Source organism: Streptomyces sp. NPDC127097, assembly GCF_042724075.1.
In the GTDB taxonomy this organism is placed as follows: domain Bacteria; phylum Actinomycetota; class Actinomycetes; order Streptomycetales; family Streptomycetaceae; genus Streptomyces.
Window position 1 is genome coordinate 55,045 of sequence record NZ_JBHXFI010000027.1, and the last position, 17,686, is coordinate 72,730.

15 protein-coding genes and 3 pseudogenes are annotated in these 17,686 nt (G+C 68.7%); 10 read left to right on the plus strand and 8 right to left on the minus strand.

What is annotated here, in order from left to right:
- Positions 1 to 16: 16 nt before the first annotated feature.
- Positions 17 to 568, plus strand: coding sequence for a universal stress protein (locus tag ACFWJW_RS21175; protein WP_387243553.1), 552 nt, complete (start codon positions 17 to 19; stop codon positions 566 to 568).
- Between the two features lie 60 nt (positions 569 to 628).
- Here the strand turns inward: ACFWJW_RS21175 and ACFWJW_RS21180 are convergent, their stop codons facing one another.
- Positions 629 to 1,312, minus strand: coding sequence for an NAD-binding protein (locus ACFWJW_RS21180; RefSeq protein ID WP_387243414.1), 684 nt, complete (start codon positions 1,310 to 1,312; stop codon positions 629 to 631).
- Positions 1,306 to 2,301 carry a hypothetical protein gene (locus tag ACFWJW_RS21185; protein WP_387243417.1) on the minus strand — a complete coding sequence of 332 codons (996 nt, stop codon included), beginning with the start codon at positions 2,299 to 2,301 and terminating at the stop codon, positions 1,306 to 1,308. Before ACFWJW_RS21185 ends, ACFWJW_RS21180 begins: the two co-directional genes overlap by 7 nt.
- 332 nt (positions 2,302 to 2,633) lie before the next feature.
- Between ACFWJW_RS21185 and kdpB the strand changes: the two genes are divergently transcribed.
- The 4 genes from kdpB (at position 2,634) to ACFWJW_RS21205 (ending at position 7,934) form a co-directional block, all read left to right on the plus strand.
- Positions 2,634 to 4,814 (plus strand): potassium-transporting ATPase subunit KdpB, encoded by a 2,181-nt coding sequence (gene kdpB, locus ACFWJW_RS21190; protein WP_387243423.1) that lies wholly within the window; start codon positions 2,634 to 2,636, stop codon positions 4,812 to 4,814.
- Positions 4,815 to 5,095: 281 nt separating this feature from the next.
- The gene (locus tag ACFWJW_RS21195; RefSeq protein WP_387243427.1) at positions 5,096 to 5,425 is read left to right on the plus strand and encodes a hypothetical protein; all 330 of its coding nucleotides are present in this window, start codon (positions 5,096 to 5,098) and stop codon (positions 5,423 to 5,425) included.
- Positions 5,422 to 6,555, plus strand: a complete 1,134-nt coding sequence (locus tag ACFWJW_RS21200) for a WXG100 family type VII secretion target (RefSeq protein ID WP_387243430.1) — start codon at positions 5,422 to 5,424, stop codon at positions 6,553 to 6,555. Before ACFWJW_RS21195 ends, ACFWJW_RS21200 begins: the two co-directional genes overlap by 4 nt.
- The gene (locus tag ACFWJW_RS21205) at positions 6,552 to 7,934 is read left to right on the plus strand and encodes a hypothetical protein (RefSeq protein WP_387243433.1); all 1,383 of its coding nucleotides are present in this window, start codon (positions 6,552 to 6,554) and stop codon (positions 7,932 to 7,934) included. The genes ACFWJW_RS21200 and ACFWJW_RS21205 overlap by 4 nt, the downstream gene beginning before the upstream one ends.
- Before the next feature lie 45 nt (positions 7,935 to 7,979).
- On the opposite strand, the gene ACFWJW_RS21210 is transcribed toward ACFWJW_RS21205, so the two are convergent.
- The 3 genes and pseudogenes from ACFWJW_RS21210 to ACFWJW_RS21220 form a co-directional block, all read right to left on the minus strand.
- Complete coding sequence (locus ACFWJW_RS21210) at positions 7,980 to 8,720, minus strand: hypothetical protein (protein ID WP_387243435.1); 741 nt, start codon at positions 8,718 to 8,720, stop codon at positions 7,980 to 7,982.
- Between the two features lie 107 nt (positions 8,721 to 8,827).
- Positions 8,828 to 9,025, minus strand: a complete 198-nt coding sequence (locus ACFWJW_RS21215; protein ID WP_387243438.1) for a hypothetical protein — start codon at positions 9,023 to 9,025, stop codon at positions 8,828 to 8,830.
- Positions 9,022 to 9,225: pseudogene (locus tag ACFWJW_RS21220) on the minus strand (transposase); the annotation flags it as partial. The pseudogene ACFWJW_RS21220 and the gene ACFWJW_RS21215, both read right to left, overlap by 4 nt.
- Positions 9,226 to 9,705: 480 nt before the next feature.
- On the opposite strand from ACFWJW_RS21220, the pseudogene ACFWJW_RS21225 reads away from it, so the two are divergent.
- Positions 9,706 to 9,813: pseudogene (locus tag ACFWJW_RS21225) on the plus strand (TetR/AcrR family transcriptional regulator); the annotation flags it as partial.
- An 873-nt stretch (positions 9,814 to 10,686) separates the two neighbouring features.
- On the opposite strand, the pseudogene ACFWJW_RS21230 reads toward ACFWJW_RS21225, so the two are convergent.
- A pseudogene (locus ACFWJW_RS21230) lies at positions 10,687 to 10,767 on the minus strand (3-oxoadipate enol-lactone hydrolase); the annotation flags it as partial.
- A gap of 313 nt (positions 10,768 to 11,080) precedes the next feature.
- Here ACFWJW_RS21230 and ACFWJW_RS21235 point away from each other — a divergent pair.
- From ACFWJW_RS21235 to ACFWJW_RS21250, 4 genes are all read left to right on the plus strand, one after another.
- Positions 11,081 to 12,709, plus strand: coding sequence for a class I adenylate-forming enzyme family protein (locus ACFWJW_RS21235; protein ID WP_387243441.1), 1,629 nt, complete (start codon positions 11,081 to 11,083; stop codon positions 12,707 to 12,709).
- A gap of 257 nt (positions 12,710 to 12,966) precedes the next feature.
- On the plus strand, positions 12,967 to 13,221 hold the full coding sequence (locus tag ACFWJW_RS21240) for a DUF6406 domain-containing protein (RefSeq protein WP_387243444.1): 255 nt from the start codon (positions 12,967 to 12,969) through the stop codon (positions 13,219 to 13,221).
- 123 nt (positions 13,222 to 13,344) lie between these two features.
- Positions 13,345 to 14,649 (plus strand): hypothetical protein, encoded by a 1,305-nt coding sequence (locus ACFWJW_RS21245; RefSeq protein WP_387243447.1) that lies wholly within the window; start codon positions 13,345 to 13,347, stop codon positions 14,647 to 14,649.
- Positions 14,642 to 15,460, plus strand: a complete 819-nt coding sequence (locus ACFWJW_RS21250; protein WP_387243450.1) for a hypothetical protein — start codon at positions 14,642 to 14,644, stop codon at positions 15,458 to 15,460. The genes ACFWJW_RS21245 and ACFWJW_RS21250 overlap by 8 nt, the downstream gene beginning before the upstream one ends.
- Positions 15,461 to 15,632: 172 nt before the next feature.
- Here ACFWJW_RS21250 and ACFWJW_RS21255 read toward each other — a convergent pair whose 3' ends face one another.
- Entirely contained in the window at positions 15,633 to 15,878 is a 246-nt protein-coding gene (locus ACFWJW_RS21255) for a hypothetical protein (RefSeq protein ID WP_387243453.1), read from the minus strand.
- Between the two features lie 318 nt (positions 15,879 to 16,196).
- Positions 16,197 to 17,627 (minus strand): cellulase family glycosylhydrolase, encoded by a 1,431-nt coding sequence (locus tag ACFWJW_RS21260; RefSeq protein WP_387243456.1) that lies wholly within the window; start codon positions 17,625 to 17,627, stop codon positions 16,197 to 16,199.
- Positions 17,628 to 17,686: the final 59 nt, after the last annotated feature.

Genomic DNA, 17,686 nt, shown 5'->3' on the forward strand with positions numbered 1-17,686 from the left:
AGACGACATGGACGTGATGAAGGACGAGGAGCGTGGTCCCATGGGCGGACCCGGTGGCCGGCGCATCGTGGCCGGTGTGAGCGGCTCGCTGGGGAGCCTGACGGCTCTGCACCGGGCCACCGCCGAGGCCCGCGTCACCGGAGCCGAGTTGTGGGCCGTACTGGCTTGGGAGCCTCCCGGCGGCGACATTGCCCACCGCGGCGGGACGTGCCCGGCGCCGCTGGCCACATGGCGCCGGATGGCGAATGAGCGCCTGCTGACCGCGCTCGAAGACGCCTTCGGCAGCGCCGGACCCGAGGTGCCGCTGAAGTACCTGGTCATACGCGGTAAACCGGGCGATGCCCTGCTGGCGGCCGCCGACCAGCCCGACGATCTCCTGGTAGTCGGGGCCGGAGCCCGCGGCAGGCTGCGCCGGGCGGTGTGGCCCTGCGTCGCCCGGTACTGCGTCGCACGCGCCTGCTGCCCGGTGCTGGCCGTGCCGCCCTCTCCCCTGCACCACGCACTCGATGCCGTACACCGCCGCAATGCCTGGAAACTCCCGCTCGACACAAGGAAGTTGGCGGACTGACTCTGCCGCCGTGGGCACAGGGCTCCTGAAGGGGCCAGGAGCCTGAATCGCAGAAGCGAATCACCTGCGCGGGTCCGCAGGATGCCGCTGCACTCCCGTCATCAGGAAGTCCAGGCCGCGCCGGGTCGATGCCACCACCGCGCGGTCACCCGCGCGCAGGATCCGGCCGTGCGGCGGGCGCCAGTTGAAGCCGGGGCGGTCGAGACGGAGGCTGCCGAGGGTGTCCGTCGCGCGTGGCGACGAGGGCTCGACGGCGGTGCCGACGGCCAGGACACGCCATTCGTTCTCCCGGAATGCCTGGTGGATGGAGCGGCCCTCCAGCTCCGGGTGGCCCCCGACATCGACGGTGGTGAAGAGCAGGGAGCCGCGCTCGACCGGCATGACGCCCACAGCATGGCGGCCCATCATGGCGGCGGCGAAGGAAGGCGCGGCGAGTGCCGAGACGGAACGGCTGCGGGTGGTGGCGTCGGGATAGGAGGCGCGCATCGTATGGGAGACGGTGGCCGCGAAATCGTCGTCATAGAGCCGCATCACCACTCTCACCCGGGGATTGCTCTCGCGGGCGGCCATGGCGATGTCGAGGTTCTCGCCGTCGTCACGGGTCAGCACCAGCAGTGAGGTGCTCTGGCGGATGCGCGCCCGGTCGAGCACCCCGGGCGCGCCGGCGTCCTCCAACAGCAGCGGCACACCGAGTTCCCGGGCGAGGGTGACGCCACGGGCGCGGGGATCGCGTTCTATCACCACCACGTGATGTTCGGTGGTGCGCAGTTGAGCCAGTACGCGGGTGCCGATTTTTTGCCGAGGTCGACCAGCACGATGTGGTCGGTCAGGCCCTCGGCCGGCGGGTGCCCGACGGAGGCCCTGCGGAAGGCGTCGGTCGCATTCATCGTCGCGGCGACCACGAGCGGCAGTACGGCCAGGCCCACGAAGCCGGCGATGAGTTGGAGCACCCGGCGGGCCGGGGACTCGTCGGTCGCCGGGTCGCCCATGGTGAAGATGTCCAGCAGCGGCAGGTAAAGCGACTTCCACAGCGGGCCGGGCTCGGCCAGTGCGGTAGCGCCGGCCAGCACCAGCACGATCGCGGCCAGCGCACCGAAGACGGCGATGACCTCACGGGAGAGAAACACCGTCCACGGCAGATGCGCCAGCCGGTCCCGGAGCCAGGCGCCGTAGCTGCGCCGGGCGCGCGGCGGAGACTCGGGCGGGTGGTGGTGTGTGACCTCTTCCAGCATCAGCCGGCCGTGGGTGAACTGGCGGTGGTAGGAGGTGACCGTGTCGGGCAGGAGTTGGGTGCCCTCTTCGCCGGGGGTCTCGGGGCTGTCCTCGCTGGCCGGGTCGTCCTGGTGGGCGCCGGACAGCACGGCGAGTGTGGCCAGGTCGGCGGGGTGCGGCGGAGTGCGGGCGGGGCGGACCACGCCGCGGAAGACCTGGCCCTCGACCTGGAGCGTGTGCCCGTGGCCGACCGCGGCGGTGGCCACCAGCTCGGGCACCGCGGTGTCGGTGTCGGAGAGCACGGTGGTGGACATGTCCGGACGGGCGGCCACCCGCAGCTCGACCGGCGACTGCGGGTCGTGGTGCAGGGCGGCGATCTCCGGCGCGTGCTCTTCGCGCCGCGAGGGCAGGACGACCGTGACCGCCTCGCCGCACACCGCATCGAGCGTCACCGCCAGGCGACGTGCGAGCCCGTCGTCGCCGCAGATGACCATGTGCTGGGAGCGCTGCACGAAAGGCATACACAGAGGTGGAGTTGACGTCACGTCATCAAGATTGCCGGGGTGGGGCGCGCGGTTCCGGCGCGCACAACAGTTCGGCGTCAAGGCTGCGTATGGGCGACGGGTTCGGAGCGCCCCGGATCCCCCGCTGGAGTACCCGGCATATGTCGGCACGTAAGGGAGCCGCAAATACGGTACGTAACGGGGCTTGTACCGCTCCGCAACGCCGTAGATTCCCTCGCGGACGACGGATGCCCGGGACGACAGCGTCCGCGCCAACCGGCTGCGCCCCGTCCGCTGTCCTGCCGGGCCGACCGCCCACGCAGAAGGCTGCACTCCCAGAAAGTCTCCGTATGGATCCCGCCCCCCACGCCCCGACGGCGCCGACCACGTCCGCGACCGGGAGCGTCCCCTTCCCTCCCCACGGCACACCGCCGCCCGGAGGACGGCGCCGACGCCGACGGAATCCGGGCGGGCTCTTCGACCCGAGAGCGCTGCTGACGTCCCTCCCCGAGGCGCTGCGCAAACTGCACCCCCGGGCGCTGGCCACCAACCCCGTACTGTTCGTCGTGGCCTGCGGCTCGGTCCTCACCACGCTCTCCGCGCTGCTCAACCCGTCCGTCTTCACCTGGGTGATCAGCGGCTGGCTCTGGCTGACGGTCATCTTCGCCAATCTCGCCGAGGCGGTCGCAGAGGGCCGCGGCAGAGCCCAGGCCGCATCGCTGCGCAAGGCCCGTACGGACATCACCGCCCGACGGCTGCGCAACAACTGGCGGGTCGGCATCGACCTCCGGACCGCCGAGACCGAGACCGTAGCCGCTGCCGATCTACAGCCCTTCGACTTCGTACTGGTCGAGGCGGGCGAGGTGATCCCGGCGGACGGCGATGTGGTCGACGGTGTCGCCGCGGTCGATGAATCGGCGGTCACCGGTGAATCCGCACCCGTCATCCGGGAGTCCGGCGGCGACCGCTCCGGGGTCACCGGCGGCACCACCGTGCTGTCCGACCGCCTCGTCGTACGCGTCACCTCCCGCCCGGGACAGTCCTTCCTGGACCGGATGATCGCGCTGGTCGAGGGCGCGACCCGGCAGCGGACCCCCAACGAGATCGCACTGCACATCCTGCTCGCCGCGCTCACCATCGTCTTCGTCCTCGTCGTGGTCACCTTGCAGCCGATGGCCTCCTACGCGGGCGCGGCGCAGTCGACGGCGGTGCTCGTCGCCCTCCTCGTCACGCTGATCCCGACGACGATCGGCGCGCTGCTCTCCGCGATCGGCATCGCGGGTATGGATCGCCTCGTCCAGCGCAACGTCCTGGCCATGTCGGGCCGCGCGGTGGAGGCGGCCGGCGATATCAACACCCTGCTGCTCGACAAGACCGGCACCATCACCCTCGGCAATCGCGAGGCCGTCGCCTTCGTCCCCCTCCCGGACGCCGACGAACTCCAGCTCGCGGACGCAGCCCAGCTCTCCTCACTCGCCGACGAGACACCCGAAGGCCGCTCCGTCGTCGTCCTCGCCAAGAACACGTACGGACTGCGCGCCCCCGCCGAAGGAGAGCTCCAGCACGCCGAGTACGTCGACTTCAGCGCGCAGACCAGGATGAGCGGCGTCGATCTGCGCTGGGCGGACGGAGCCGGGTGCGCGATCCGCAAAGGCGCGGCAGCCCAGGTCATCGAGTGGGTGGCGGGGCGCGGCGGCCAGGTGCCCGCCGAGGCCCGCATGTTCACCGACGCGATAGCCGCGTCCGGCGGCACCCCACTGCTGGTCGCGATGCACGACCCGTACGGGGCGCGGGTGCTCGGCGTGATCCACCTCAAGGACGTCGTCAAGGACGGCATCCGCGAACGCTTCGCCGAGCTGCGCCGGATGGGCATCCGTACGGTGATGGTCACCGGCGACAACCCGCTCACCGCCAAGGCCATCGCCCGGGAAGCAGGCGTCGACGACTACCTCGCCGAAGCCACGCCGGAACACAAACTCGCCCTGATCACCCGGGAACAACAGGGCGGGAAGCTGGCCGCGATGACCGGCGACGGCACCAACGACGCCCCGGCCCTCGCTCAGGCGGACGTCGGCGTCGTCATGAACACCGGCACCTCGGCCGCCAAGGAAGCCGGGAACATGGTCGACCTGGACTCCAACCCCACCAAGCTCATCGAGATCGTCGAGATCGGCAAACAACTCCTCATCACCCGGGGCGCCTTGACCACCTTCTCGATCACCAATGACGTCGCCAAGTACTTCGCGATCATCCCGGCCATGTTCGCCGGCGCCTACCCGGGCCTCGCCGACCTCAACATCATGGGCCTGCACAGCCCGACCTCCGCCATCACCTCCGCCATCATCTTCAACGCGCTCATCATCATCGCCCTGATCCCCCTCGCCCTGCGCGGCGTCCGCTACACCCCCGCCTCCGCCCACGACCTGCTCCGCCGCAACCTCACCCGCTACGGACTCGGCGGCCTGATCGCCCCGTTCATCGGCATCAAACTCATCGACCTGCTCATCTCCCAGATCCCCGGCCTCGGCTGAGCACCGCCAGAGGCCGTCCGTGGACGCAGGGGAGTCCGACCGGTGGACGCCTGAGCGCGCAAGACGCGACGAACGGGACGGCGATGGCACGCACCTTTCCGCGCCCCTCAACTCCCCCGCAGGTATAAAGAATCCAACAAGGAGGCGACAAGAAAACTCTCGGCCACTGTCCCGGTGATCATCTTTCCTTACGCTCGATCAGCACGACGGTTCCTCACCAGTGTGAGGGCGTCAGGGCGGCGCCATGCCGTCGGCCGTTTCGGGAGCAGTAAGGGGGACTCATGTCCAAAAGCGAGTCGTTAGTGGATGCGGCGGCTCTCGCCAGGCTGTCGAAGAGCTTCGAGAGCCACGGGTCGGACCTGGAGAGCTACATCAAGGAATTCCAGGGAAAAACGGACTCCGAGGTCATTCATGACGGATTCGGCGTCCTCACCGAATCCGAGGAGGTCACCTCCGCGTACATCGAGATGTCCACCGACATGGTGGAGACGCTGCACCAACTGCGAAAGCACATCGACCAGATCAGCCAGGGGCTGCGCCAGGTCCAGCAGAACGCCACCACGACGGACGAGACCCTGTCGACCGGTTTTGACCAAGGACGTCACGCATGAGCGGGGACGAGTCCATAGCGGAGCAGGTCTTCGAGGCCGGCCTGGAGATCATCAACCCCGGCGGCGATCCGGACACCCTCCGCTCGGCCGCCAAGGGCTGGCGGGACCTCCATGACAACCTCCAGTCCATGTTCCAGACGCTGGACCGTGAGGTGCAACGGACCCTGGATTCCCGGTGGCGAGGCGCGGCAGCCGATTCCTTCGCGGAACACTGGAAAAACCTCAACGCGGGAATGAAGAAGAGCCTGCCGCAATTGCCGCAGGCGGCAAAAGGTCTCGACGAGGCAGCGGACGCCATCGAGGAGATTAACGACGAGATCCACAAGATTTACCTGGAGATCGGTATCTCCATTGGCATCTCGGTCGGTATGTCGTTCCTGACGATGGGTTTCTCGGCGGCCGCGGGGGCCGCCCGAGCCGCCCAGCTCGCGACCAAGGCCGCTAAACTCGCGAAAACTCTCGGCACCATCCTCCAGAAGGTCGGCAGAGCCTTCCAGTGGATCTCCCGGATGGCGAAGGAACACCGTTTCCTGAAAAACGTGTTGGTCAACTGGACCAGCAACACCGGCGGTACCGTCATCACCAACGCCCTTACCGGGCAGGAGACCAACGTGGGCGACGCGGTCTGGCAAGGCGGCCTGGCCTCGCTCGCGGGGACGGGGCCGGGGCTGGGTGCGGCCCGCGGTATGGCTGCTCTGGGCAGAATGGCCGGGGAAGCGGAGGGCACAGCCGCCAAAGCGTTCAGTCGATTCGCTGGGTCTGGGTGGACCCAAGATGTGGTGGGAGGCAGTGCCGGCAGCGTCGTCGGCGGTCTGGCCGTGGACGGCGTCAAAAAAGCGAACGGCGAGGACGTCGAGATGGGCTGGGATGCCGCCGTCAACGGCATTACAGGCGGCGCGGGCGGGGCTGCCGTCCACGGCGTGAACACGCAGGTGCCATCCGGTCGGGGCCCGCACTTTCCGATTGAGGGTGTTGCCCAAGGAATCAGCTACGGCGTCGGTGGAGCCATCGCCAAGCCGGTGCACGACGCCATCTGGCCGCCTGATGAGAAGCCGGACGAGGCGAAGAGCGAAGCCGCCGACACGCCACGGGGCCGGAAGCAGGGGTCAGTGAAGGACGTTTTCGGGTGAGAGAGCGGGACCTTGGAACCGCTGCGGCGTCGGTGCTGGCATGGGCCGGTGCCGCGGCGTTCCTGATCTGTCTGCTGGTGCGGAAGATCGCGCCGTATCCGCGCTGGGATCTGCTGGCCTGTCTGGCGTTCTCCGCAGTGGCGTTCCTGGCGTGGTGGCTGCGAGCAACCGGACGGTGGCGTTCCCGGCTGGGAAGGGTCGTACCCCCGGCGCTCGGCCTGGCGATGGGCCGACAGTGGTGGCCACCGCTGCGCCTCGTCCATACGACCATCGCGGCCTGCGCCTTGCTCGTCCCCTTCTTTCTGCTGAGTTTTTCGACGGAGGAAAACTCCCCCCAACTGGCCCGCATCACCCAGCGCGACCACCGCTACACACCCGTCACGATCAAGAAAATCCATCACACACATCAGAATTCGTCCAAGACCGGCACGACGTACACCTCCGTGGTCACCGTCGAGGCACCGGGAAACGGCAGGCACAGCAAGGCACTGCGCTTGAAAGGAAAGGCAACCACATCCGAACGGTTGACAACCGGCGACCGCCTGGGCGGGCTCTACGTCCCGGATGCCCCGTCCCTGGGAATCATCCTGACCCCCCGCCGGCACCTCGCCTCGCTCCTGGAAGGCCCGGCCTCGCCGGGCGAGATGACTCTCCTGGCCATCTACAGCGCCATCCCGGTCGCCCTGTTCCTTATGTGCGCCAAGCCCAGGGCAAAACCGATGACACCCGAGTCAGTGCTCGGCGACAGACCGGGGCACAGGCTGCGCGTGCACATCGCGGGAGCGACCGCCGGGCAACGCCTCAGATCGCCTGATCCCAAGAAGGACTCCAGCGACCGCGAGACCCAGCTCTCCCCCGTGTTGCGCCTTTCGTCACCCGAAGGCTGCCGCGACCTGTTCATCGACCGGTGCCTGGACCCTCAGGCCCTCGCAAGGGCCCTTGAAGGCCGGGGCGGGTGGCTCTACTGGGCGCCAAAGGCGGAGCACCCAGCGGACAGGTGCGTCGGGGCTCTGCTGGTCCTTGATGACGACCGATACGTCTACGGACTGACGCCCCAAGGAAGCTCGGGCCGTCCTCAGGGCGAGACGGTGGACCCACCCCTCCCGAATTCCCGTCCGTTGCGCGCGGTCGGACCGTACGCACTGTGGCAGCCGGCCGTGCACGGACCGGGGATGTACGGCTTCGGCCTCGGCTTCCTCGCCGTATGCCTGATCGCCGCTGGGGTCGACTACGACGGCGGGCCGCTGTTGAGCATGTGCTTCGTCACCGCCGCGGTAGGGCCGGTGGCAGGTCTCCTGCTCATCCGGCGTCGACGCACAGGTTACTTGCGACGGTTGGCACATCGGCCTGACGATGGGGACATCACCCAGCCGGTGTGACTGCTGCCGACCGATCCAGATTGCCGCTACGGATCAGATGGTTCCTCATTGAGTACCACCTGCGCCCGGAGCGTCCTCGTAACCGCAGGATGCCGCCTGCTTCAGCGACGGCTTACCTACGATCCTTCCAATCCGGACCTTCTCGTGAGGTTGGCGGTCCAGTGGGCCAACGTGAGGGAAATCCGTTATCTCGGTCAGGCGTCCTCCGTATCGCTCCCACACCGTGCCGTTGCGGTCGGTGAACGCAACGGCCATCTGCATGGCGTAGGTGCCGGGCACCTTTCGGTACTTGCCACCCCACTTCTCCTGATACTCCAACGCGGTCCAGTTGATCACCATTTCCGAGCAGGGCCCAAGCCCAGACAGCGCCTCTCGGATAAACACCCTGTTCCCGAAACTGGACGTCCCTAGGTCCACCTTGATGTCCCAGACCGCCCCAGCAATCGGGTCTGGTGACCTGTTCATGAGGTGGAGGCGCTGCGCGCCGTCGCCATCCTGATCCATCCAAGTCGCGACGCGCATGGCCTGTTCGCGCTCCTTGCGGTCGGCGTCCTCTCGCGACTGGTCAAGTTGTTCTTTCGATACCGCCGCTCCGTAGTACGTTGCGATTCCGGTGAACAGCAGGCTCCCAATCCCCGCGATGATCGTGAAGATGGTTCCCGCCCTACCCCAGTCGATCCGATTCCACCAACGCCGAGCCTGCTGGCGGTCCCGCACTCGGCGCGGCCTTGGCCGCCGCTGCGCCATCAAGACCCTTTGCCGCCGCTGCCCCTCCTGATCCGACATCCAGCCTCCATCCCGGTGTCGCCAGAAAGGGTGGCAGAGCAGGAGTATCCGGTCCATGAACTCGCCAATGGCAGCGCCAGATTCCCCATCCGCACGCGGAGGCGGCGTCACCAGGCCAGGGCGCCCCGCCGGGCTGCATCGATCTCGCCAAGACGGCGGTTGTTGACGACGGTCAGGACCGAGATCATGCAGACGGGTGCGCCCGCCGTGGTGGCCGGCGAGGTGTTGCAGAAGAGGCCGGTCGGACGACTGAAGCGGCTGGTGGAACGGGGCTGGCTGGTCGAAGAGAAGCCGGGCGGGTTCACGCTGCCTCTGCCGGATCAAGACGCTGCCGGTGCCGTACGGCCAGGCGCCGGCTCATAAGCATGGTCATCGACCACAAGACGACGGCTTCGCTGGTGTCGGTGCACCGCTCGTAGTCACGGACCAGACGCCGGCCGCGCATGCACCAGGCAAAAGTTCTCTCGACCACCCAGCGACGGGACAGGACCTGGAAGCCGCTGGCGTCGCCAGCCATCTCGGAACCGGCGTCAGGTCCCGCACTGCTGCCCACTCGGCATCGCTCATGTCCGAGCCGTACCGGGGCCGGCGCACCGGCCGGTCGGCCGCGTTCCCGAACCTGTGGGCGAGACAGCCACACCCAGGAGTGGACGGACTGGACCCGGCGACCGTGACCACGCGACACTTCGGCAACAGGGCCTCTTGCTCCTCGCTGGACTCGACATCCGCGAGCTGCCAAGAGGCCCTTCCTCCATGCCCGTGCACCCGACAACTCACCTGATCCAGCACCCTGTTCGAGGCCCGGCCGACCACGCACACGGAGAGAGAACAGCCGGTCAGCTCCTGCGGGACGACACGGACGTGACTGCTTTGGAGCCGATCCGGCCCAGGAGGGCAGCCAGTTCGGTGGGCGCGGACAGGAATGGGGAGTGGCCGGTGTTCAGACGCTCGACCTGTGTGGCGCGGGTGGACATCCGCTCCTGCAATGCGGGCGGGAGCGCGCAACCGCGACGCCATCGTGGCAGCCGCTCGCGCCGCCTTCGAGCGGGAGGGGATCAACACCTCCCTCGAAGGTGTCGCCCGCCAGGCTCACCTGGCCATCGGCACCATTTACCGGCACTTCCCCACCCGCCTGGACCTGGTCGAGGAGTTGTTCGCCGAGAAGTTCCGCCAGTGGGTTCAGGCCGGCGAGCAGGCCGCAGCGATGGACGACCCCTGGGAGGGCTTCTGCTTCTACCTGGAACGCTTCTGCGAGCTCCAGGCCGGCGACCGCGCCTTCGCCACCCGCCTGCCCACCGAAGCTCTCACCGGCCAAGAACGCCTACGCGCCTCCGCCTCGCCCGGGAGATCTTCCGCCGCGCCCAGCGCCACGGCTCCGTCCGCGCCGACATCACCCCCGAGGACCTGGCCTTCCTCATCTGGTCCCAGGCAGGCATCATCCAGGCCACCCGCGACGTCGCCCCCAACGCCTGGTGCCGCCACCTCCACCTCATGCTCGACGCCTTCCGCGCCGAACGCGCCCACCCGCTGCCCGAACCGCCCCTGCCCCCCCGCCAGGTCGAGCAGACCCTCACCACCCTCGGCGACACCCAGCGACCCTGACCACCCACACCCCGCCGGACACCGCCGCGCGGGCACGCGAGTGGCATCCGATGCCAGTCGCGAGGCCGCGACACGTCAGCCGACTCATCGATGGCACCACACCTGTCGCAATCGCTGAGGTCGAGCCTCAAGCCGCTGAGCTGCACGATCAAGAAGCGAGCGGCACAGCCACAACCTCATCCCCCAGAGAAGAACCGCATCCGGAGTGCATCTCCCTGAAGCGGCCGCGGCGCTCTTCCGTTGCGGAGACCAACCGGACGGGGCTCGCCACCAGGCCGAGAGAGACGACTCCTCTCCAGGCATCGAGGGCGACCCAGTTACAGTTCCGGCCAAGACCGTGCAGAGCGCCCGCGATCTATCACCTGTGCCAGGTGGTCCCCAGCGCGGCGCCCAGGATGAGTACGGGGGCGTCGTCGGGGCCGTCGATCCGGTGTTGCAGGGTCATCTCACTCACCGGGCCAAGCTACCGACCCTCTGACAAGATCCTGACACCCGGGTCGGGAAGAGGGTCTAATGCCCCACTCCGCCAACCCGTACGAGGGCGACGACCTGGACGACCTGCCACCGCCACAACCCGTGCACCACGGGGAGCGGTTCCCCGGCCACGATGACGGGCGTACTGTGCGCGCTCTCAAGCGCTCAACTGAGCTGCGAATACCGAATTTCCATCAAGGCATGGGCATGGTACTTCGCCAGCTGATGGCCGAAGGTGGCCCCCGTGAGGCCACGGCTTCTGAGCAGCATGTTTGGATGTGTTGGTGATTGTTAACGCACAGGAAACATCCGAGCCGCGGACGTACTTAGACCGCATTCTGGAGCACTGGTACAAGGACGAGGACGCCGAGGCGCTCGTCCAAGGGGCGCAGCGGCTGACCAGGGGAGAGGCTCGTCGGCGGCTGTTCGCATTGGGGCATGCGCTGCGCGGGCAGGGTCTCGCGCCCGGCGACGGAGTGGGCCTTTTCCTGGCCAACCGCGTGGACTCCGTCCTGGTGCAGCTCGCCGTCCATCTCATCGGCTGCCGTGTCGTGTTCCTGCCGCCCGAGCCAGGACCCGGCGAACTCGCCGCGCTGGTCGAGCAGTCCCGGGCGCGCGCCGTGGTCACCGACCCGCTCTTCGCGCAACGGGCCGCCGACGCGGCCGGCCGCAGCATCCACACCCCCGCACTGCTCAGCCTCGGGCCGTGTGAGCAGCAGTGCACGGACCTGCTGGCCCTGGCAGCCGAGTGCCCGGACACGCGCCCCGAGGGCGTGCCCGCCCCGGGAGCGGACGAAGCCGTCACCGTCCTCTACACCGGCGGAACCCTGGGCCGCCCCAAACTCGCCTCGCACAGCCACCGGCTCTACAACATGCTGGTGGACCTGGTGGATGACACCCAGCAGGGCTCCGGCTCCACGTTCTTCCCGAACATGGACCAAGGCACGGACAGGGTGCTCGCCGCCACACTGCTCACGCACGGCAGCGGCCACCTCACCTCGCTCCAGGCTCTGGTGACGGGGTCCACCCTCGTCGTGCTGCCCGAGTTCGAAGCGGGCGCGGCGCTGACGGTACTCCGGGAGGAGCGGATCACCGCCACCATGTTCGTACCGCCCATGCTGTACGCGGTTCTCGACCACCCGGAGTGCGAGCCGGGCGCGCTGCCCGAGCTGCGGCGGATCGTCGTCGGCGGTGCGGCCACGTCGCCCAGTCGGCTACAGCAGGCGGTCGAGGTGTTCGGGCCCGTGGTCAGCCAGGGCTACGGGCAGTCGGAGGCGCTCGGTATCACCGCGTTCGGTGCGGAGGATCTCGCCTCGGAGGGAGCCGGGCGCCCCGAGCTCTGGCGCAGCTGCGGCCGTGCGATATCCGATGTCGAGATCGAGATCCGCGGTGAAGACAGCACGGCGGCGCTGCCCGTCAGGCAGGTCGGCGAGGTCTGCGTCCGTGGCGAGACGGTGATGCTCGGCTACTACGAGGACCCGGAGCGCACCGCGGCGGCGCTACAGGACGGCTGGCTGCGCACCGGGGACATGGGCTATCTCGACGCCGAGGGGTACCTCTACCTCGTCGACCGGGCCAAGGACATCATCGTCACCGGCCGTACCAGCGACAACGTCTACTCCCGGGTCCTGGAGGACTTCCTGCTCACGCTGCCCGGTGTACGCAACGCGGCGGCCCTGGGTGTGCCGGACGAGGAGTACGGGGAAGCCGTACAGATCTTCCTGGCCACGGCCGAGGGCGGCCCTGCCGTCGACCCGGAGGCGGTCGGCGCGGCTGTGACCGGCGAGTTGGGCGAGTTGTACACGCCCCGAAGGACGGTCCTGCTGGACCAGCTGCCGACGACCAAGGTCGGCAAGGTGGACAAGAAGGCGCTGCGCACCGCGTGGGCGAGCGGGAGCTTGGACACGCCGTAGGTTCCGATGTTGTGGAACACCCGGCCGGTGCGGGGTCAAGTGCGTGGGGAAGACGGGGTCTTCGTGGCGCATCTGGACCGGCCCCCTTTCCCCCTGTGAAAGGGGACGGCGCTGCTGTCCTCTGGGTGCCCTGTGGGGAGGTCGCGGGAGCTGCGTCCGCACCGGAGCTTCCCGGCCTCGATCTCTTCACCGAGGGGCACGCCGCCGGCATACGAGTGCGCGTCTTTGGAGGATGAGGAGTGAGGAGTGCCGACACGATGGGTCTCTGGCACGGGATTCAGCGACATCACGAGCATGCCCGCTTCTCCGTGAACGATATCTACCGGGAGTCCGACGCCTCGGTCAGGGTTCGGCTCGTGACCGTCGCCGCCGAGGAGCGGAGCCACACCCTCCGCATTGGCGAGACCTTCCGCGTGGGCGACGAGACATGGCAGCTCGCCGACTTGACGGGTTGGCCGAGCGAGGACGACTGGCTCGTGGTGCTGCACCGCGTCGCGGCTGCCCCGGCCTGAGAGCACGTACGCGAAGAAGACCCCGTCCGGCCCGGCCTGCCGCGTCTCCGTTAACGTCTTCGAGGCGTCGGCACGCGCGCGGCGACGGCCGCGTCAGCAAAGACGGGGAGGAAGTACCGGAACATGGGTCGGCGCTACGAAGTGGGCGGCTACACCGTCGAGTTGGACGACGGCTTCCAGGTCGTCCACCGCAATCCACGCGGCAAGAAGCTTCAGCAGGTACCCGACTGGCTCGCGGACAGTGAAGGCGTACGCCGGCTGTACCGGCTGCGGCGGGCGCTGACCGGGCACCGCAGGCTCGCTCGTCTACAGGCCGAAGCCTGGGCCGCCGCAGGCACGCGCGTGCCCCTGGCCCTCGCCGAGTCCGACCCCGTGTGGCGCGAGGCACTCGACGACGCCGGCGTCGAGCCGGTGGCAGGCCCTCCCGCACCGGATGTCGACGAGGCGGCGCTGATCGCGCGGACATACGCCCACCCCGATGACCACACCATGACGCTCCTCCTGAGGGCCTCCTTCGCACGCCACTGGGACGCGCTTGTGGCGTCGCAGGAGGACTGGGCGCTCACGGACACGTTCGCGACCGGCATCCGGGTTCCCGAGGACACCGAACTCACGTTTCCCGAGCGGCTGATGGCGGCGCACCCCGGCCGGGAGCAGGAGGCCCTGGAGGCGGCCTACGCCTTCGGCTGGAGCCTTTGGGGCAGCCCGCTTCTCTACAAGTCCATCTTGGACAACGACTTGGAGCACCTGGCCGCGACGGCACCCGGGTTCCTCCCCGCCTTCCTCGACGAACTCGCCGGCATGTGCCTGAAGGCGGGCGGAAAGCACAAGGAGCACGCCACCGGATACTTCACGCGCGCAAGGAACGCCGAACGCGAGCACCACACCAAGCCCGACGAGCGATGGCTTGACGCCCGGTACGCCACCTTCGCGGACCATGGAGCGCTGGCCATCGGGGCAGTACGCGCGCGTGCCAAGGAACTGGCTCCCCGGGGCACGGTGGTCTCGCCGGACCAACTCCGGCGCTTCCGCGACGTACTGGTGCGACGCGTCCACACGCCCCGCGACCTGTATCCGGGCATGGCCGCGGATCTGCGCAAGGTGGCCCGGGCGGCGGGAGCGAATCCCGAGTCCGAAGTGGCCGCAATGCTCGCGGACATCGTGCCGAGGGTCGGGCTGTGCGCGGGCGACGCGGACAAGTTCTGGGGCGACGCCCTGAAGGGGAAGGCCCTGGATCTGCTGGTCGAGCGTCGCCCGGAAACGGTGTACGACGTACTGCGGCTGATCCCCGACGACGCGAGCAGCACGGAGGACTGGCTGTCGCTGCTCCGACGAAGCGGCGCCCTGGCCCTGTTGACGGGCGAGCGCCCGGGGCTCCCCGTCGGTGAGGCGGCCCGCCTGCTGCACGACTGGCTGGCGGGTGCGTAGTGACGAGCTGTACGACCTGGCGGTGCGGCTCGCCCCACGTCTGGCGGCCGACGCCGTTCCGGTGCGCCTGCCCTGTCCCGTGCCCGGCCGCAGGCGGGCCCTCATCCCGCTCGACCTGGCGGACGAACTCCTCGAACTAGGAGTGCCGTTGGCCGACCCGCCGCCGAAACTGGGCGGCCCGGGCGCCGCCCACCTGCTCGTCCACCGGCGCCCGCAGCTGACCCGGCTGCTCGCCGACCCCCGCTGCGCCCGCGAACTACGCCTCGCGCTCACCGCCGAACTGGAGCTGGAAGGGTTGCCGGAGGCGGGGGTGTCATACCACCGTCACTATCGCCCGCACCGAGAAGCGGAACTCAACAGCTGGCGCAGCACCCCGGGCATCTGCCGTACGCCCCTGGGCCGTGAGGTGCTGTGCGCATGGCTGAACCGCCAACGCGAACGCCTGCGCGCAGGGCTCGACCTGAACGGGCTCGTGCACGTGCTCGCCCCCTTCGTGCACATCGGCGGGGTCGTCGACGAGCTGCTCAAGGACGAGACGGCGGCCCGGGAGTTCGCGTCCGTGGACGTGGTCGCGCTGGTCCTGCCCGACCTTCCGGCCGAGGCCGACCGGCCGGCGATCGAAGGGCTGATGGCCACGATGCGTCCCGAGGACCTGATCGGCACCAGGCCCATGCCGGACCTGCGCACACGGATCGACGAGACCCTGCCCGACCTGTCCGAGTCGCAGGTCGCCCAGGCATGGAAGGCGCTTCAGACGGGGGTCAACTGCCAGGAGGGGCTGAGGCGCCTTGTCGCCCGCCTCTCCGGCTGATCTGCGTCATGTGTTGTGGAGTACGTACGACCAGGCGTTGCCGAACGGGAAAGCCCCATGGCGGCTCTCGGACACGAGCAGGCGCGGCGGAGCCACCCTAGTACGCCCAGTACGAGGACGGTCTCCGCCTTGCCCCTCAGCTCACTTCCGCTTGTTGTCCTGTGCTACCTCATCAGCAGCCCGGGAACGTCGCCGACGGGGTTTCGAAGGTCCCTTGCCCCTGGACCTTGAGCAGGCCGACGGCGCTCTTGCAGGGCCAGCTCATCTTCCAGGTGTTGGTGGCCCGGTCGCCGTCGCTGATGGTCTCCAGCCCGGCGTACGACGACGAACCGTTCATGCGGTACCCGAGTTGCGCCTTGATGTTCGCGCCACCCTTTTTGGTGTAGATGACATCGATGGACTGGGGCCGGCTGTCCATGACGATGCAGAGTTGACCCTTGCTCAAGGTGGTGCACTTGACATGGTCCGACCCCGACATCACCTTCTGCGACGCCTGGGTGGGCGTCGCCTCCGCTCCGGCCGCATGAGCCGGAACGGTGACAAGCGAGAAACCAACGGCCGCACACGCGGCGGCGGCCAGTGAAACACGACGAATCATGAAGATCCCCCCGTTCGAAATTTCTCCGACCGTACAAAGGATCAATCACCGACACGATCCATTTTCGGACAAGCTTCAGCCTTGTTCGAGCCGAAGGTATGAGGGTTGTCGCACTGCCAACGAGCGGGTCGGGGTGGGCTACCTCGGGCTGATCGTGACCCTGTAGGTGGCTCCGGCCCTGCCGCGGGTGTTCACGGTGACGGTATGGCCGTGGCCGTCCCAACTGGCCTTGCCGCCTTGGATTTCGACGCGGTAGCCGCCGGGGTACGTGTCCCTGGGCACGGTGATCCGGGTGGGTCCCTCTGCGTTGTCGCGGGTGCGGAAGGTGAGGGTGTAGGTGCGGGTAGCCGGGTCGTACGCGAACTTGACGGGGTCGCCCGCGACGGCCCGCGCGTACGGCTGGACGAGCAGCCGGGCGTTGGGCTTCGCGGCGCCCGTCTGGTCGAGGAAGCAGTAGCCGCCGCCCCGGCACCACTGCCACCACGTCCAGCCACTGGCGAAGCGGTCCATGGAGGCCGTCATGTCGGTGACGAACTGGCTCGCGTGCGGAACGTAGGGGTTGCCGCCCCACTCCCCCACGATCACCGGCATGCGGTGACGGGTCGGATAGTCGCTGATCGCGGCCTCGTAGGCGGGGATGAAGGTGCCGTTGGGGTCGTAGTCGGCGCCGGTTTCCATCGCGGTCTCGTAGAAGTGCGGCGCGTAGCCGGCGTGCGGGTCGTCGATGTGACCCATCCGGGTCGGGACGCCGACGCCGACGATGACGGTGGGTTCGACAAACACCCACGACCTGCGGTCGACCAGGCGGATCGCCCGGGCGAGGCGGTTCCACAGCTCGGTGAGTTCGGTGGCCTCGAAGCGGGCCGCGGCGGTGGGGAGGTCTTCGCCTTCGAGGAACTTCGCGAACGGCTCATTCATCAGGTCGTAGCCGAGCAGCGCCGGGTGCCTGCCCAGGGCGGCGGCGACCGTCATCCACATGCGGGCGTGCGCGGCCCGGAAGTCGGCGTCCTTGTACAGGTGGTCGAAGGCGGTCTGTACGGACGGCTCGAAGTACTCGGAGAACCAGTCGTCGGGTATCGGCTCGAACGGCAGCCCCTCGTCGCGGGTGGCCCAGTCGGGGATGCCGCGGGAGCCGAAGCGGGGGCCGTATACGTCCTGGTGGGCGTCGAGGATGACCTTGATGTGGTAGCGGTTGGCCCAGTCGAGGATGCGGCGCATCTTGGTGAGGTAGCCGCGCTCGTAGTGCCCGGGGGTGGGTTCGAGGTCGTCCCAGAAGAAGGCGAGGCGCGCGAGGTTGAAGCCCCGGGCGGCCATGTCCTTGAGGTCGCTCTCGTGGATGTCGGCGAACGCGTTGCTGCCTCGGCTGTTCTTGTCGGCGAGGTTGAAGCCGCGCCACTGGAGCGCGCGGCCTCGGCCGTCGGCGATGAAGGTGCGGTCACCGACCGTGACCCGGTCCGGGGCACGGCCGGGGGCGCGGTCGGGGTGTGCCTGGGCCTGCGCGGGGAGGACGCCGAGCAGGAGGGCGGCCACGGCGAGGGCGACGGGCGCGACGCGCGAGGTCAAGCGCATGCAGGAGCCCCTTTCGAGGATGGCTGCTTGGGCGGCGTGCTACTGGCCGGCCGGATGCT

What these genes read in the sequence shown, in the direction of transcription:
- ACFWJW_RS21175 (WP_387243553.1), top strand. Translation starts at nt 17, where the DNA reads ATGAAGGACGAGGAGCGTGGTCCCATGGGCGGACCCGGTGGCCGGCGC.
- ACFWJW_RS21185 (WP_387243417.1), bottom strand. Translation starts at nt 2,301, where the DNA reads ATGCCTTTCGTGCAGCGCTCCCAGCACATGGTCATCTGCGGCGACGAC.
- kdpB (WP_387243423.1), top strand. Translation starts at nt 2,634, where the DNA reads ATGGATCCCGCCCCCCACGCCCCGACGGCGCCGACCACGTCCGCGACC.
- ACFWJW_RS21195 (WP_387243427.1), top strand. Translation starts at nt 5,096, where the DNA reads ATGTCCAAAAGCGAGTCGTTAGTGGATGCGGCGGCTCTCGCCAGGCTG.
- ACFWJW_RS21200 (WP_387243430.1), top strand. Translation starts at nt 5,422, where the DNA reads ATGAGCGGGGACGAGTCCATAGCGGAGCAGGTCTTCGAGGCCGGCCTG.
- ACFWJW_RS21210 (WP_387243435.1), bottom strand. Translation starts at nt 8,720, where the DNA reads ATGTCGGATCAGGAGGGGCAGCGGCGGCAAAGGGTCTTGATGGCGCAG.
- ACFWJW_RS21240 (WP_387243444.1), top strand. Translation starts at nt 12,967, where the DNA reads ATGGGTCTCTGGCACGGGATTCAGCGACATCACGAGCATGCCCGCTTC.
- ACFWJW_RS21245 (WP_387243447.1), top strand. Translation starts at nt 13,345, where the DNA reads ATGGGTCGGCGCTACGAAGTGGGCGGCTACACCGTCGAGTTGGACGAC.
- ACFWJW_RS21255 (WP_387243453.1), bottom strand. Translation starts at nt 15,878, where the DNA reads ATGGACAGCCGGCCCCAGTCCATCGATGTCATCTACACCAAAAAGGGT.
- ACFWJW_RS21260 (WP_387243456.1), bottom strand. Translation starts at nt 17,627, where the DNA reads ATGCGCTTGACCTCGCGCGTCGCGCCCGTCGCCCTCGCCGTGGCCGCC.